Annotated in this window: 13 protein-coding genes; 5 read left to right on the top strand and 8 right to left on the bottom strand. The window is 68.6% G+C overall.

Annotated features, from left to right (window positions below; genetic code table 11):
- The coding region (locus tag ABEA07_RS13755; protein ID WP_345538502.1) for a tripartite tricarboxylate transporter permease at positions 1-1238 on the top strand (1238 nt) is incomplete at its 5' end.
- 41 nt (positions 1239-1279) lie between these two features.
- Here ABEA07_RS13755 and ABEA07_RS13750 read toward each other — a convergent pair.
- The 8 genes from ABEA07_RS13750 to ABEA07_RS13715 all read right to left on the bottom strand — a co-directional run bounded on the left by ABEA07_RS13750 (position 1280) and on the right by ABEA07_RS13715 (position 10305).
- Positions 1280-2305, bottom strand: coding sequence for a uroporphyrinogen decarboxylase family protein (locus ABEA07_RS13750; protein WP_345538501.1), 1026 nt, complete (start codon positions 2303-2305; stop codon positions 1280-1282).
- Positions 2306-2336: 31 nt separating this feature from the next.
- On the bottom strand, positions 2337-3041 hold the full coding sequence (locus ABEA07_RS13745) for an ABC transporter ATP-binding protein (RefSeq protein ID WP_345538499.1): 705 nt from the start codon (positions 3039-3041) through the stop codon (positions 2337-2339).
- A complete protein-coding gene (locus ABEA07_RS13740) occupies positions 3034-4833 on the bottom strand; it encodes a branched-chain amino acid ABC transporter ATP-binding protein/permease (RefSeq protein WP_345538498.1) in 1800 nt (599 codons plus the stop codon). The genes ABEA07_RS13745 and ABEA07_RS13740 overlap by 8 nt, the downstream gene beginning before the upstream one ends.
- Positions 4830-5696, bottom strand: a complete 867-nt coding sequence (locus tag ABEA07_RS13735; protein WP_345538496.1) for a branched-chain amino acid ABC transporter permease — start codon at positions 5694-5696, stop codon at positions 4830-4832. Before ABEA07_RS13735 ends, ABEA07_RS13740 begins: the two co-directional genes overlap by 4 nt.
- A 269-nt stretch (positions 5697-5965) precedes the next feature.
- On the bottom strand, positions 5966-7180 hold the full coding sequence (locus ABEA07_RS13730; protein WP_345538495.1) for an amino acid ABC transporter substrate-binding protein: 1215 nt from the start codon (positions 7178-7180) through the stop codon (positions 5966-5968).
- A gap of 148 nt (positions 7181-7328) precedes the next feature.
- Positions 7329-8516 (bottom strand): CaiB/BaiF CoA transferase family protein, encoded by a 1188-nt coding sequence (locus ABEA07_RS13725; protein ID WP_345538493.1) that lies wholly within the window; start codon positions 8514-8516, stop codon positions 7329-7331.
- Entirely contained in the window at positions 8513-9319 is an 807-nt protein-coding gene (locus ABEA07_RS13720; protein ID WP_345538492.1) for a citryl-CoA lyase, read from the bottom strand. The genes ABEA07_RS13725 and ABEA07_RS13720 overlap by 4 nt, the downstream gene beginning before the upstream one ends.
- Before the next feature lie 98 nt (positions 9320-9417).
- Entirely contained in the window at positions 9418-10305 is an 888-nt protein-coding gene (locus ABEA07_RS13715) for a dioxygenase family protein (RefSeq protein WP_345538491.1), read from the bottom strand.
- 117 nt (positions 10306-10422) lie between these two features.
- On the opposite strand from ABEA07_RS13715, the gene ABEA07_RS13710 reads away from it, so the two are divergent.
- The 4 genes from ABEA07_RS13710 (at position 10423) to ABEA07_RS13695 (ending at position 14754) form a co-directional block, all read left to right on the top strand.
- Positions 10423-11331 carry a LysR substrate-binding domain-containing protein gene (locus ABEA07_RS13710; protein WP_345538490.1) on the top strand — a complete coding sequence of 303 codons (909 nt, stop codon included), beginning with the start codon at positions 10423-10425 and terminating at the stop codon, positions 11329-11331.
- Positions 11332-11429: 98 nt separating this feature from the next.
- Complete coding sequence (locus tag ABEA07_RS13705; RefSeq protein WP_345538489.1) at positions 11430-12470, top strand: TRAP transporter substrate-binding protein; 1041 nt, start codon at positions 11430-11432, stop codon at positions 12468-12470.
- 34 nt (positions 12471-12504) lie between these two features.
- Positions 12505-13620, top strand: coding sequence for an LLM class flavin-dependent oxidoreductase (locus ABEA07_RS13700; RefSeq protein WP_345538488.1), 1116 nt, complete (start codon positions 12505-12507; stop codon positions 13618-13620).
- A 99-nt stretch (positions 13621-13719) separates the two neighbouring features.
- Entirely contained in the window at positions 13720-14754 is a 1035-nt protein-coding gene (locus ABEA07_RS13695) for a TRAP transporter substrate-binding protein (RefSeq protein ID WP_345538487.1), read from the top strand.
- Positions 14755-14761 lie beyond the last annotated feature (7 nt).

Raw genomic sequence — 14761 nt, 5'->3', positions numbered from 1 at the left:
CCGTGATCGACGGCCACCAGATGGCCAAGCAGGGCCGAGGGGGCGCCGCGCTCGCGGCCGCCGGCCTGGGCTCCTTCTTCGCCGGCTGCGTGGGCACGCTGATCCTGGCCGCCTTCGCGCCGCCCTTAACCGAACTGGCCTTCAAGTTCGGCCCGGCCGAGTATTTCTCGCTGATGGTGCTGGGCCTGATCGGCGCCGTGGTGCTGGCGTCCGGCTCGCTGCTCAAGGCGATCTGCATGATCGTGCTGGGCCTATTGATCGGCCTGGTCGGCACCGACGTGAACTCCGGCGTCGCACGCTACAGCTTCGATATCCCGGAACTGACCGACGGCATCAGCTTCATCGCCATCGCGATGGGCGTGTTCGGTTACGGCGAGATCATCGCCAACCTGGCCAAGCCCGAGGAGCACCGCGAGATCTACACCGCGAAGCTGCAAGGCCTGTGGCCCACGAAGGACGACTTCAAGCGTGGCATTCCGGCCGTGCTGCGCGGGACCACGCTGGGTTGCTGCCTCGGCATTCTCCCCGGCGGGGGCTCGCTGCTGTCGGCCTTCGCGTCCTACACGCTGGAGAAGAAGCTGCGCCTGGGCGCCGGCGAGATTCCTTTCGGCAAGGGCAACATCCGCGGCGTGGCGGGCCCCGAGTCGGCCAACAACGCGGGCGCGCAGACCTCCTTCATTCCGCTGCTCACGCTGGGCATTCCAGGCAATCCCGTGATGGCGCTGATGGTCGGCGCGATGACCATCCACAACATCCAGCCCGGCCCGCAGGTCATGACCAGCAACCCCGAGCTGTTCTGGGGCCTGATCGCCTCGATGTGGATCGGCAACCTGATGCTGATCGTGCTCAACCTGCCGCTCATCGGCATGTGGATCAAGCTGCTGTCGATCCCCTACAAGTGGCTCTTCCCGGCCATCGTTCTGTTCTGCGCGATCGGCGTGTACTCGACCAACAACAACACCTTCGACGTGTGGATGGTGGGCCTGTTCGGCGTCGTGGGCTATGCCTTTCACAAGCTGGGTTGCGAGCCGGCGCCGCTGCTGCTGGGCCTGATCCTGGGCCCGATGATGGAAGAGAACCTGCGACGTGCGCTGCTGTTGTCGCGCGGGTCGTGGGCCGTGCTCGTGACGCGCCCCATCTCCGCGGGCCTGCTGATCGCCGCCGCGCTCCTGCTGGTGATCGTCCTGATGCCGGCCGTGAGGTCGAAGCGCGAGGAAGCCTTCGTCGAGGAAGGCTGAGGGCGCCGGCCGCGCCGGCCGCGCCCGCCGGCGCCTTTGGCTCAGCCGGCGTGCTCTTCGCGCAGCACCCTGGCCGCCGCCACCATCGCCCGCAGCTTGCCCGTAGCGGCCTCGCGCGGCAGATACTTCATGCCGCAGTCCGGCGCCAGGATCACGTTCTCCGGCTTCACGTAGGGCAGCGCGCGCCGGATGCGCTGGACGATGGTCTCCACCGATTCCACCTCGGGAGTCGACAGGTCGATGCAGCCGACCATGATCCGCTTGCCGTCCAGCGGCTGCAGCGCCGCGCAATCGAGATTCGACTGCGCGGTCTCGATCGACACCTGCCTGCACCGGCACTGCGCCAGCTCCGGCAGAAAGGAGTAGCCGCTGGGCCGCTCATGGATGATGGCCGCGTAGCCGAAGCAGATGTGCACCGCCGTCGTCCCCGTGATGCCTTCGAGCGCGCGGTTGAGCGCATCGAGGCCGTACCGCCGTGCCTTCTCGGGCCGCGCCTGCATGTAGGGCTCGTCGATCTGCACCACGTCCGCGCCGGCGGCGAAGAGCTCGCGGATCTCGGCGTTGACCGCGTCCGCGTAGTCCATCGCCGCCTCTTCCTCGGTCTTGTAGAAGTCGTTCTGCGCCTGCTGCAGCATGGTGAAGGGACCGGGCACGGTGATCTTCACCTGCCGGTCGGTGTGGGCGCGCAGGAACTTCAGGTCCTCCACCTCCACCGCATGGCGGCGACGGATGCGGCCCACGATGCGCGGCACCGGGTTGGGATGGCCCGAGCGGTCCAGCGCCGTGCCGGGGTTGTCGAGGTCCACGCCGTCGAGCGCGGTGGCGAAGCGGTTCGAATAGCTCTCGCGCCGGATCTCGCCGTCGCTCACGATGTCCAGGCCGGCCTCCTCCTGCGCGCGGATCGCCATCAGCGTCGCGTCGTTCTGCGCCTCCTCCAGGTACTGCGGCGGAATGCGCCACAGCTCGCGCGCCCGCACGCGCGGCGGAAAGCGGCCCGCGAGCTTTGCGCGGTCGATCAGCCAGTCCGGCTGCGGAAAGCTGCCGACGATGGTGGTGGGAAACAGCATGGGCTTCTCCTGTCAACGGTTGAATTCGACGCTACACGCCCAGGTAGGCGCGCTGGATCTCGGGCCGCGCCATCAGCGCCTGCGGCAGGCCCTCGGCCACCACGCGGCCTTCTTCCAGCACGTAGGCGCGCTGCGACACCTCCATCGCCATCGCCACGTTCTGCTCCACCAGCAGCACCGACATGCCCTCGGCGTTGATGCGGCGGATGGCGGCGAACATGTCGTTCACGATGCGCGGCGAGAGCCCGAGCGAGGGCTCGTCCAGCAGCAGCAGGCGCGGCCGCGCCATCAGCGCGCGGGCGATCGCCACCATCTGCTGCTGCCCGCCCGAGAGCTCGCCGGCCGGGCTGGCCAGTTTCTCCTCGATCACGGGGAAGAGTTCGATCACCTGGTCCAGCGTCTGGCGCCGCCGCGCCTTCGCGTTGCGCGTGAAGCTGCCCAGCTCCAGGTTCTCCAGCACGCTCATCCCGGTGAAGAGGCGCCGCCCCTCGGGCACCAGCGCGATGCCGGCTTCGCAGAAGCGATGGGGCGGCAGATGCGTGAGGTCCCTGCCATCGAGCACGATGCGCCCCGACCGGGCACGCAGCATGCCGGAGATGGCGCCGATCAGCGTCGTCTTGCCGGCACCGTTCGGCCCGACCACGCACAGCAGTTCGCCGGCATGCAGGTCCAGCGACACGCCCCACAGCGCGCGCGCCGCGCCGTAGGCCACTTCGAGCTCTCGTATTTCAAGCATGGGCCACCTGCCCCAGGTAGGCGCTCATCACCTCGGGGCGCTGCATCACGTCGCGCACCCCGCCTTCGGCCAGCAGTTCGCCGTGGTTGAAGACCACGATGCGATCCGTCAGCGCCATCACCGCGCGCATCACGTGCTCGACGAAGACGATGGTGGAGCCCTGCTCACGGATGCGCCGGATCAGCGCCACCGCCTCGTCGATCTCGCTCGGCGTCAGCCCGCACAGCACCTCGTCGAGCATCACCAGGCGCGGCCGCGAGGCCAGCGCGCGCGCCAGCTCGAGGAACTTGCGCTGGTGCAGGTTCAGGTCGTCCGGCCGGGCCATCGCCTTGTCCTGCAGGCCGGTGAACTCCAGCCATTGCATGGCCAGCCGGTTCGCCGTCGCGGGGTCGCCCACGGCACCGCCGAACATCGTGGCGATGGCCACGTTCTGCAGCACGCTCAGGTGCCCGAAGGGCCGCGGGATCTGGTAGGTGCGCGCGATGCCGCTGCCGGCGATGCGGTGCGCCGGCAAGCCGTCGAGGCTGCGGCCCTCGAACCAGATCGAGCCGCCGGTGGGCGTGTAATGGCCGCTCACCACGTTGATGAAGGTGGACTTGCCCGAGCCGTTGGGCCCGAGCAGGCCGAGAATTTCCCCACGCCGCACTTCGACGTTCACGCCGGCCAGCGCGCGCACGCCCTTGAAGGATTTGCTCAGGCCCTGCACGCGCAGCAGCACCTCGGCCTGGGCTTGGCTCCCTCGCCCCCCGGGAGCGGGCTGGGGTGAGGGCACCGGGCCCGTGCCGTCGCCGTGCGCTTGCAAAGGCCCCGCGCCCTCGGCCCCGCCCGCGCCCAGAGGGAGAGCGGGCAAGGCAGGGGAGCGCCGCCAGAGGCGCTGCACGCGCATCAGGATGCCGTCCGGCATGAACAGGATCGCGGCGATCAGGATCGCCCCGATCAGCGCCTTGCCCGCCACCGCGTGGTCCGCCGCGGTGAAGCTGTAGAGCAGCCCGGTGATCGCCACCGCGCCGATGGCCGGCCCGGCCCAGTGGCGCGTGCCGCCCAGCACGCTCATCAGCACCACCGTGAGCGGCACCGTGATCGTGAATACTTCCCCCGCCGTCACGTACGACAGAAAGAGCGCATGGATGCCTCCCGCCACCCCCGCCAGCGCGCAGGAGATCGCGAGCGCCATCAGCTTGTAGCGGAAGGTCGGCACGCCCATCACCTCGGCAGCGTCCTCGTCGTCGTGGATCGCGAACAGCCCGGCGCCGAACTTCGACACCTGGATGCCCCAGGCGATCAGCAGCGTCGCCACCGCCGCGGCCAGCGCCAGCAGGTAGAAGGTGGACGAGGCCGTGGGCCCGATCTTCGGCACGGCCACCGCGGCCAGCGAGACGCCGTTGCCGCCGTCCAGCGGCGTGTTGACCACGATGGTGCCGATCACGAAGGTGATCGCCAGCGTCAGCAGCGCGAACAGCTCGCCGCGCACGCCCTTGACGCGAAACACCACCGCCCCCAGCGCCACGCCCAGCACCGCGGCGACCAGCGCGGCGACGGGCAGCGTCCACAGGAAGGGCCAGTCGAAGCGCGACATCAGGTTGGCGCTGGTGTAGATGCCGGCGCCGAAGAAGGCGCCGTGCCCGAAGGAGAAGTAGCCCGAGTAGCCCGAGAGGATGTTCCACGAGGTCGCCAGCACCACCCAGTGCAGCACCAGGTAGAGGAAGGCGTCGTAAAACGCGGGCAGGCCCAGCTGCGGCAGGAAGGCCAGCGCCACGCCGGCGGCGAGGATGGCGACAGGGGTTCGCTTCATCCCGCCTTCCCGGGCTTGAGGATGAGGATCACGATCAGCAGCGTGAAGGACACGATCGGCGCCCACGACGGCGCGGTCACCGCCATGGTCACCGCCTCGCTCACGCCGATCAGCGTGCCCGCCACCAGCGGGCCGAGCGCGCTGCCCAGGCCCCCCAGCATCACGGCGGCGAACACCACGCCGACCCAGGCGTACATCTGCGAGGGCGTGAGCGTGAAGCTCAGCGCCAGGCACACGCCCGCGATGCTGGCCAGCGCGGCGCAGGTGCCGGCCAGGATCAGCCCCAGCGCCCGCTCGTTCACGCCGAAGGCCGCGGCCACCGGCCCGTCCTGCGCGGCGGCACGCAGCGCACGGCCCAGGTCGGTGTAGCGCAGCACGGCCCACACGGCGAAGGCCAGCGCGACCGCGATGATCAGCGTGATCAGCTCCGGCACCGGCACGAACAAGCCCGCCACCTTGAACTTGTGCTCGCCGTAGCTCGACTCCAGCTTTCGGAAGTCCGCCGTCCAGATCGACTGGATCACGCTCTCGGCGATGCCGGTGAGCCCGAAGGTCAGCAGCAGCGAATTGAAGGGCGTCACCGAGAAACGCACCATCACCCAGTGCAGCGCAGCGCCCAGCACGAAGAAGAGCGGCACGATCACCGCCAGCGTCAACAGCGGGTCCATGCCCATCGTCGCCATCTGGTAGCACAAGTAGGCCGCCAGGAAGGCGAAGGCGAAATGCGCCAGGTTGATCAGGCGCAACAGGCCCCAGCTCAGGCTGAGGCCCAGGCCCATCAATCCGTACAAGGCACCGACGAAGATGCCCGAAAGGATCGATTGGGACAACAGCGAAATGCTGGGCAGGGTGAAGCCAGACATATCAGTTTTCTGCCACGCGATCGGGAGACCCGCGACGCGCGAAACACGCAGGCCGCGCAGCCGGCCCGCTCGGGAGCACCCGTGGAACCGGCTTTGCCGGGCCACCGGGTGCGCCCCCGGTGAGGGGGTTGGCGGACCACACGAAGTGGGGGAGCCTGGGGGAGAGCAACATGCTCCGTGGAACCGGCTTTGCCGGGCCACCGGGTGCGCCCCCGGTGAGGGGGTTGGCGGACCACACGAAGTGGGGGAGCCTGGGGGAGAGTGTCATTTCAGGGCGTCAGGAGTTTCGCGCCGCCCGAGGTGACCTCCTTCGGCCACACCACCACCCACTTGCCGTCCTGGATCTGCTTGATGCGCATCAGGTCGTCGCCGAAGTTGCCGGTGCCGTCGAAGCGCAGCTTGCCCTGCAGCGTGTCGACCTTGTTGGCCTTGAGCCAGGTGCCGATGGCCTTGTCGTCCAGGCTCCTGGTATTGACCACGCCCGCCTCCAGAATCTGCCAGGCCGTGTACGAGGCCGCAGCCTGCGTTTCCACCGAGGTGTCGGGGAAGCCCGCCTTGCTTGCGCGCTCGCGATAGATCTTCACGAACTCGGCGGCGCCGAAGTTGCTGGTGAAGGGCGGCTGGTCCTCGAAGATGGTGGCCGACAGCGCGTTCTTCGCATCCGGCGAGGCCAGCAGCGGCCCCGGCGCCGGGTACAGGTAGAAGTGCAGCGGCGGCGAATAGTCGATCTTCTTCATCGCGTCGAGCAGCAGGTTGCCCTCCAGCCCGATCGCGCCCACCCACACGAAGTCCGGCTTGGCGTCTTTCACGCGGTTGGCGATGGGGCCGAAGTCGCGGTTGCCGAAGTCCCATTCGAGGAACAGCACCTCCGTCAGCCCACGCTTCTTCAGCACCTCGCGCGCGCCCGCGCTCATGAACTGGATCGAGGGAAACTTGCTGGTCACCACCGCCACCGTCTTCGGCGGCTTCGGCGAGGCCGCGAGTGCGTCGAACAGCGTGTTGGGCACCGTCGTCGCCGGGTCCGATCCGATCGACCAGGCCGGGAACTGCATGTCGTACTTGGCCAGCGAGGGGATGCCCAGCGTGTGGTGCACCAGCACCTTGTTGTAGCGCTGGGCCACGCCCATCGCCGAAAGAATGGCTCCGGTCGCATAAGGGCCCATCAGCAGGTCCACCTTGTCGGCGGTGACGAGCTGTTCGTACAGGGTGCGTGCGAGGTCCGGCTTGGACTGGTCGTCCTTCACCACCCACTCTACCGGCCGGCCCAGCAGGCCGCCGCGCTTGTTGAGCTGCTCGATGTAGATCTCGCCCACCAGCTTGTGGATCTGCGCCGTGGCCGACAGCGGCCCGGTCAGCGCCAGCGTGCTGCCGATGCGCACCGGCTGGCCCGTGGGCTGCTGCGCGAAGGCGATGCCCGATGCGGCGAACGCCAGCGCGGCCATGGCCGTGCGGCGGGGAATGCCCGGAAGCTGCTGCGTCTTCATGATGCCTGTCTCCTTCTGCTTTGTTGATCAAGTTACACCGCTGCTGCTCTTTCCAGGAACACCGCGGAACCGGCTTCGCCGGCCCGCTGGTGTTGCCCCCGGTGAGGGGGTTGGCGGACCCCACGAAGTGGGGGACCCTGGGAGAGAGCTAATCCACCTGCGCGCCGGAGCGCTTGTCACCCTCTTCGCTGTTGGTTTGGAGGCGCTGCTTCAGCGCCGCGCGGATCTCGTCGTTGTGCTCGCCCAGCGTCGGCGGCGGCCGCACCTCGAGCGCGCGCACGCCGTCGAAGCTGACCGGCGAGCGCACCGTGCGGAACAGGCCCATCACCGGGTGCCGCGCCGAGGTCATCAGCTGCAGGTGCCTGGCCTGCGGGTCGTCCAGCGCCTCGCTGGTGTCGTACATCGGCGCGTGCGGCACGTCCTCCTTCGCCAGGCGGCGGCACCACTCGTCGCGCGGCTGCGTGCGGAAGCGCTGGCCCAGCAGCTCGATCAGCGTCTCCTGGTTCTCGATGCGCGCCTCGCGGGTGGCGAAGCGCGCGTCCTCGAAGATGTCCGGCTGCTCGATCGCCACCGCCAGGCCGCGCCAGAACTTCTCCGGCGACGACATGTGCAGCGCGATCCACTTGCCGTCCGCGCAGCGCAGCACGTAGGACTGCGACACGCTCGGCCGGCTGTAAGGCCCCATCACCTCGTCGACCTGGAAGTAGTGCGTGAAGGCGTCGAGGTTGAAGTGCGTCATCGCCTCCAGCATCGACACCTCCACCTTGCGGCCCTTGCCCGTGCGGCCGCGCTCGAACAGCGCGCCGAGCGCGCCGTAGGCGGCGTAGAAGCCGGTCAGCGCATCGGCGATGGCCGGCCCCACCACGCGCGGGTTCTCGGGGTTCACCAGCAGGTTGAGGAAGCCGCTCGCGGCCTGCGCCACCGTGTCGTAGGCCGGGCGCCCGGCGGCCGGGCCGGTGGCGCCGAAGCCGCTGATCGCGACGTAGATCAGCTTCGGGTTGAGCGCCTGCAGCCGCTGCGCGCCCACGCCCAGCTTCTCCGCCACGCCGGGGCGGAAGTTCTGGATGTAGACGTCGGCATCCGCGATCAGCGCATCGAGAACCTCGCGGTCGGCCGCGTCCCTGGTGTCCAGCGTGATGCTGCGCTTGTTGCGGTTGTAGGTCTGGTAGTGCGGGCTGTACAGGCCGTTCTTGAAGGCGCGGAAGGGGTCGCCGGTCTTCGGCACCTCCACCTTGATCACGTCCGCGCCCAGGTCGCCCAGCAGCATGCCGGCGGCCGGCCCGGTGATGAAGGTGCCCTGTTCGATGACCTTGAGGCCTTGCAGGACCGGGATCATGCGTGCTTCCCGAACTCCGGGGGCACATCGCCCTCGTACTCCACCTCGCGCGTGGCCTGGTAGGACAGCGCGAAGCCGATCGGCTGGCGGATCTCCTCCACCATGTGCGCGATCAGGCCCGCCGTGCGCGCCAGCATCGGCACGCCCTTGAGCCCTTCCACCGGAAAGCCCGCGCCCAGCAGCACCGCCGGGATCGCACCCGAGACGTTGAGCCGCAGCGGCTTGTTGAGCAGGCCGGGAATCAGGCGTTCGCAGGCCTGCGCGATCTCGACGAAGCGCAGGCTCGTGCCGGCTGCCTTGGCCGCGTCGAAGAGCGCGCCCACGCGCGCGTCACGCTCCTTGTGCAGCGGGTGGCCGTAGCCCGGCACCGAGCGGCCCGCCGCGCGCCACGCCTGCATCACCGCGAGCGCTGCTTCGTCCATCGGCGCGCCGGCTTGCATCTTCGCGTCGATCTCGGCGTACATGCGCCCCGCCGTCTCCGACGAGCCCAGCACCACCGAGCCGCAGCCCAGGATGCCCGCCGCCACCGCGCCCTGCATCGCGTCCGGCGCGGCGGCGAAGGTCATGCGTGCCGCCTGCACGCTGGGCACCAGTCCGTGCTCGGCAATCGCCACCAGCGTGGCGTTCAGCACCGCGGCCTGCCCCGGGCTCGGCATCTGCCCGGTCAACAGCAGGAAGAAGTGGTCGACGAAGGAGATCTTGCCGATCAGTTCCTTCGACAGGTCGCGCCCGCGGATCACGATGGTGTGCTCGTCCGAGGTGCAGATGGCCGTGCGCGGCACGGTGGCCTTGCCGATCTTCATGGGAGTCCTTGAGATAAAGAGGGGAGGGGGAGCGGAGTGCACCGAAGCACCTTCGCCTCCGGCTGCGGTACGAGCGCCTTCGGGCGGCCGGGCGGTGCTCAATCCGGCACCGGCGCGAGCCGCACGTCGAAGCTCGCGGAGTAGTAAGGCACGGGCATCTCGCGCCCGTCCACCGCCTTGCCCGGCGGGTGCGACTCGAAATCCACCACCAGGCTGTCGCGCTTGCCGAACACCGCGTCCTGGTCGATGTACGGGCTGCCGCCGACGAAAACCTGCGTGGTCAGCGTCACGTGCCCCGGCGCCGAGACCTGCAGGTGGATGTGGCCCGGCCGGTAGATGCTGCGCTCGGTGGCGCGCATCATCTCGCCCACCGGCCCGTCGTCGGGAATGGGGTAGTAGGCCGGCCGGATCGACCAGAACCAGTAGCGCCCCTGCGCATCGGTGCGGAAGCGCCCGCGCGCGGCCATCGTGGGTTCGCTGCTCAGCTGCACGTCGTACTTGCCCTCGCCGTCGCCCGACCAGACGTCGAGCAGGGCGCCTTCCAGCGGCACGCCATGCACGTCGGTCACGCGGCCCATGTACAGCGTCGGCTCGCCGCGTGCGCTGCCGCGGATGTCGGCGCCCAGCGGCTGGTCGGGCGCGCCGGCCCAGTAGAAGGGGCCTTCCACCGTGGCCTCGGTCGCCTCGGTCGCGCCCTGGGCCTGGCCGCTGGCACGCGCCTGGTCCAGCGCCACCACCATCATCGACAGGCCCAGCGTGTCCGACAGCAGGATGAACTCGGGCCGCTTGTCGGTGGAGATCTGCCCCGTCGCCTCGAGGAACTTCATCGCCGCGAGCCATTCGCCGGGCTTCAGGTCCACCTCGCGGGCGTAGGCATGGAGGTGCTTGACCAGCGCCGTCATCAGCTCGCGCAGGCGCGGGTCGGGCGTCCTGGCGAAGGCTTGGAGCACGTCCTGGGTGATGCTGTCCTGGTTGTAGTCGGCCACGTCGCGTCTCCAGTCATCCTGTGTTGTGGCATGGACGATAGGCCTCGGGAAAGCGAGCGGCAAATGATGAATTTCCATGAATATCATCGATGCCGTCGATCATCCGCAGGGGTTTTCATGGAGATGCGCCATCTGCGCTACTTCGTCGCGTTGGCCGATTGCCTGAGCTTCACGCGGGCGGCGGAGCGGGTGCATGTCACTCAATCCACCCTGTCGCACCAGATCAGGCAGCTCGAGGACGAACTGGGCCAGCCGCTCTTCGAGCGCATCGGCAAGAAGGTCGTGACCACCGAGGCCGGCGAGCTGCTGCGGGGCTTCGCCGCGCGCGCGCTGAGGGAGGTCGACCAGGGCGTGGCCCTGCTCAAGCCGGCTGCGGGCAGCCTCACCGGCGAGGTGCGCATCGGCGCCACGCACACCTTCAACATCGGCCTCATCCCCGAGTGCGTGGCCCTGTCGCTGGCGCGCCACCCGACAGTGCGCATCACCGTCGAGGAACTGGCCGCCGAGGTCATCGCCGCGCGCCTGGTGGCGGGCGAGTTGGACCTGGGCATCTCCTACCGCCCCGCGGACCCGACCGGCCTGTGGTTCGAGCCGCTCTACAACGAGGAGATGGTGCTGGTCGTCTCCACCGCCCACCCCTTGGCCGAGCGCAAGCGCATCCGCATGGTGGAGCTGCACCGGCAGGCGCTGGTGCTCCTGTCGCGCACCTTCTCCACCCGCACCATGCTCGAGGAGTGCTTCCGCGCGGCCGGCTGCGAGCCCACCGTGGTGGCCCAGATGTCGACCGTGGCGCCGATGCTCGGGCTGGTGGCGCGCACCATGATCGGTTCGATCGTGGCCATCAACGCGGTCCCCGGGGGCATGCCCGGCCTCAAGGTGATCCCGCTGGAGAGTCCGACGCCGATCCGCACGCCGGGCATCCTCTGGCGGCTGGGCGAGACGCGGCCGGCGGTGGTGCAGTCCTTTGCGGTGATCCTGCGCAAGACGGCCTTGGGGAACAGCCTGCGGCGGGAAGGGCCGGGTTGAGGAATGCCAGCCCGTTGACAAGGCTGAAAGTCCTATTAATAATTCTTTAGGCAAATCGTTGAAGTCCTATAGATCCAACCTCAAGCCCGGAGACATACATGCGATTCATCTCGTCCGCCATCGGTCTCGTCCTCGCCGCCGCGGCCGCCCTGGCGCCGCTCGGAGCCGCCGCGCAGCCCATCGTGCTGAAGTACTCGTCCTACCACCCGCAGACCATCTGGTTCACCAGCAAGGGCATCAACCCGTGGATCGCCGAGGTCGAGAAGGCCACCCAGGGCCGCGTGAAGATCGAGACGCTGCCGAAGACGGTGGGCACGCCGGCGAGCGCCTTCGAAGTCTCGCGCGACGGCCTGGCGGACATGTCGATCGTGATCGCCGGCTACACGCCCGGCCGCTTCCCGCTGGCGGAGATGGGCGAACTGCCCTTCGCCGGCGATGACGCCTCGACGATGTCCCCCGCCTTCGACCGCGTCTACCGCAAGCACTTCGCCAAGGCCGACGAGTTCAAGGGCGTCGAGGTCCTGAGCATCTTCACGATCTCGCCCGGCCACATCTTCACCACCAAGCGGCAGGTGAAGACCATGGACGACATGAAGGGCCTGAAGCTCCGCAGCCCGGGTGCGACGTCGACCCGTTCCCTCACGCTCATGGGCGCCGTGCCGATCCTGAAGTCGTTCACCGAGGCGCACGAGATGCTCTCCACCGGCGCCATCGACGGCAGCCTCATGCTCAAGGAAACGGTGAAGTCCGGCAACGCGGTCGATCTGCTCAAGTACGGCACGCTGGTGCCCGGCGGCGTGTTCAATGCCGTGCTGGCCGTGGTGGTCAACGCCGACAAGTGGAAGTCGATCCCCGAGGCCGATCGCCAGGCCATCATGTCCGTCTCGGGCGAAGCCCTCGCCCAGCACATGGGCAGCGCCTACGTCGAGGCCGACAAGGAAGCGATGGGCCTCATGACCCAGGCCAAGTACGTGGTCGAGACGGCCAGCCCCGCCCTGGTCGCCGACATGAAGAAGGCGCTCGCGCCGCAGGAGGCCGAATGGGTCGAACGCGCCAAGAAGAAGGGCGTTGCCGATCCGATGGCCGCCCTCAACGAGTTCCGCCAGGAATCGGCAAAGCCCCGCGTGGCTGCGCGCTGAAGCCATTGCCCATCTTCGACGGAGGCCCGCTCTCATGCATCTCGGCTTTTTCACGATGCCCCTGCACCCCCTTTCGCGGAATTACCCGGACACGCTGGAAGAGGATCGCCAGGCGATCATCCTGGCGGATCGACTGGGCTTCACGGAGGCATTCGTCGGCGAGCATGTGACCGACCTGTCCGAACCCATCAGCTCCTCGCTGATGTTCCTCGCGTCGCTGGCCAGCGACACGCGCCAGATCAAGCTGGGTAGCGGCACCGTCAACCTGCCGAACAACCATCCGGTGGCGGTGGCGGCCCAGGTCGCGATGCTGGACAACCTGCTGCGCGGGCGCTTCCTGTTCGGCATCGGGCCGGGCGGGCTCAAATCCGACTCGGAGGCCTTCGGCAACCTCGACGAGGACCGCACCGCGATGTTCGTCGAGGCCATCGATCACATCCTCGCGATGTGGCAGGACGAGGCACCGATCGTGCGGGACGGCAAGTACTGGAACATCCGCATGGACCGCACCTACATGCGGGAGCTCGGCCAGGGCATGATGCTCAAGCCCTACCAGGGCCGCGTGCCGGACATCTTCGCCACCGTGGTGGCACCTTACTCCAAGGGCATCGTCGCCGCGGCCGAGCGCGGCTGGCTGCCGGTCACCGGCGACATGCTGCAGCCCGTGTGGCAGGCGACGCACTGGCCGCTCTACGAGAAGGGTTGCCGCAATGTCGGGCGCGCGGCCGACCGCAGCGACTGGCGCGTCGGCGTGAACATCTTCGTCGCCGACAACGAGGCAACCGCGCGGACCTACGGCGGCAGCGCCGAAGGTCCCTACGGCCAGCGCTGGGAAAGCCTGCGCACGCGCTTCGTCTTCAACGGCCGCATGGACCTGTTCAAGTCGGACCTCGGCATGCCCGATTCGGCCATCGACGCGCAGTACCTGGTCGACAACCTCACGATCAGCGGCACCCCTGAGCAAGTTGCCGAGAAGCTCCTCGCTCGCCACGACGCCCTGGGCGGCTTCGGCACCGTGCTCTACGTCGGAGCCGACTGGCAGGACCCCGCGCTGGCGCGCCGCTCGATGGAGCTGATGGCGACCCGCGTCATGCCGATGGTCAACGCCGTCCTCGCGGACCGAGAGCCGCGCACCGGCACGCTGGGCTGACGACGGCCGGCCGATGCCCCCGGTCCTTCTTCCCAACCAAGAAGGCCCGCCGAACCAGTGACGGTCACAGACGGACCCCGATCCGGAAGGAGACAGAGGATGAAGCGCATGCTGCTGGTGGCCGCCCTGTGGCTGGCCGTGTCGGCGCCCGCCTTGGCACAGACCATGATCCGCTACTCGAACTGGCTGCCCGTCAAGCACCAGCTCCATGCGGAGGTCATGGTGCCCTGGATGGCCGAGGTGGAGAAGGTCACCCAGGGCCGTGTCAAGTTCGAGATCCTGCCGAAGCTCGTGGGCACGGTGCCCACGCAGTTCGACGTGGTGCGCGACGGCCTGGCCGACATGGCCATCTTCGTGCCTGGCTTCTCGCCAGGCCGCTTCGAACTGGTCGAGGTGACCGAGCTGCCGCTGCTGGCCGACGACCCGCTCGTCATGGCACCGGCGGCCAACGCGCTCTACGTGAAGCATCTGGCCCGGTACAACGAGTTCAAGGGCGTGCACATCGCGAGCATGTTCTCGACCGCGGCAGGCCACATCTACACCGCGAAGAAGCCGATGCGTTCGCTCGCGGACCTCAAGGGGCTGAAGTTGCGCACCTCGCTGGCGAGCAACGCGCCGGCCATGATCGCCCTCGGCACGATCCCGATCCAGAAGGGCACCAATGAAATCTACGAGCTGGTGACCAGCGGCGTCGTCGACGGCACCCTCTGGACGAAGGAAGGGCCGGCCGGCTTCAGCATGGTCAACGGCACCCTCAACCACATGCTCGTGGTCCCGGGCGGCCTGTACAACTCCATCCTCTCGCTGGCGATCAACGAAGAGAAGTGGAAAGCCATCGAGCCGCGCGACCGCGAGGCCATCACGAAGAGCTCGGGCGACGCCCTGGCCCGCGCAGTCGGCGAAGCCTACAGCCGCGCCGACGAGCGCGGTTTCCAGATGATGAAGGCCGCCGGCGCCACCATCGTCACGGCCGACGGCGAGTTCCTCGCATCGATCCGGCAGGTTCTGCGGCCGGCCGAGGCGGCCTGGATCGCCAAGGCGAAGAAGAAAGGCATGCCCGACCCCGAGGCCGTGCTCGCCGACTTCAAGGCCGACATCGCCGCGCGCCAGAAGGCGCTCGGATCGGCGCGCTGAGAAGCGA

This window comes from Variovorax defluvii, from assembly GCF_039541515.1.
In the GTDB taxonomy this organism is placed as follows: domain Bacteria; phylum Pseudomonadota; class Gammaproteobacteria; order Burkholderiales; family Burkholderiaceae_C; genus Variovorax; species Variovorax defluvii.
This window is presented reverse-complemented; position numbering and strand designations above follow the sequence as displayed.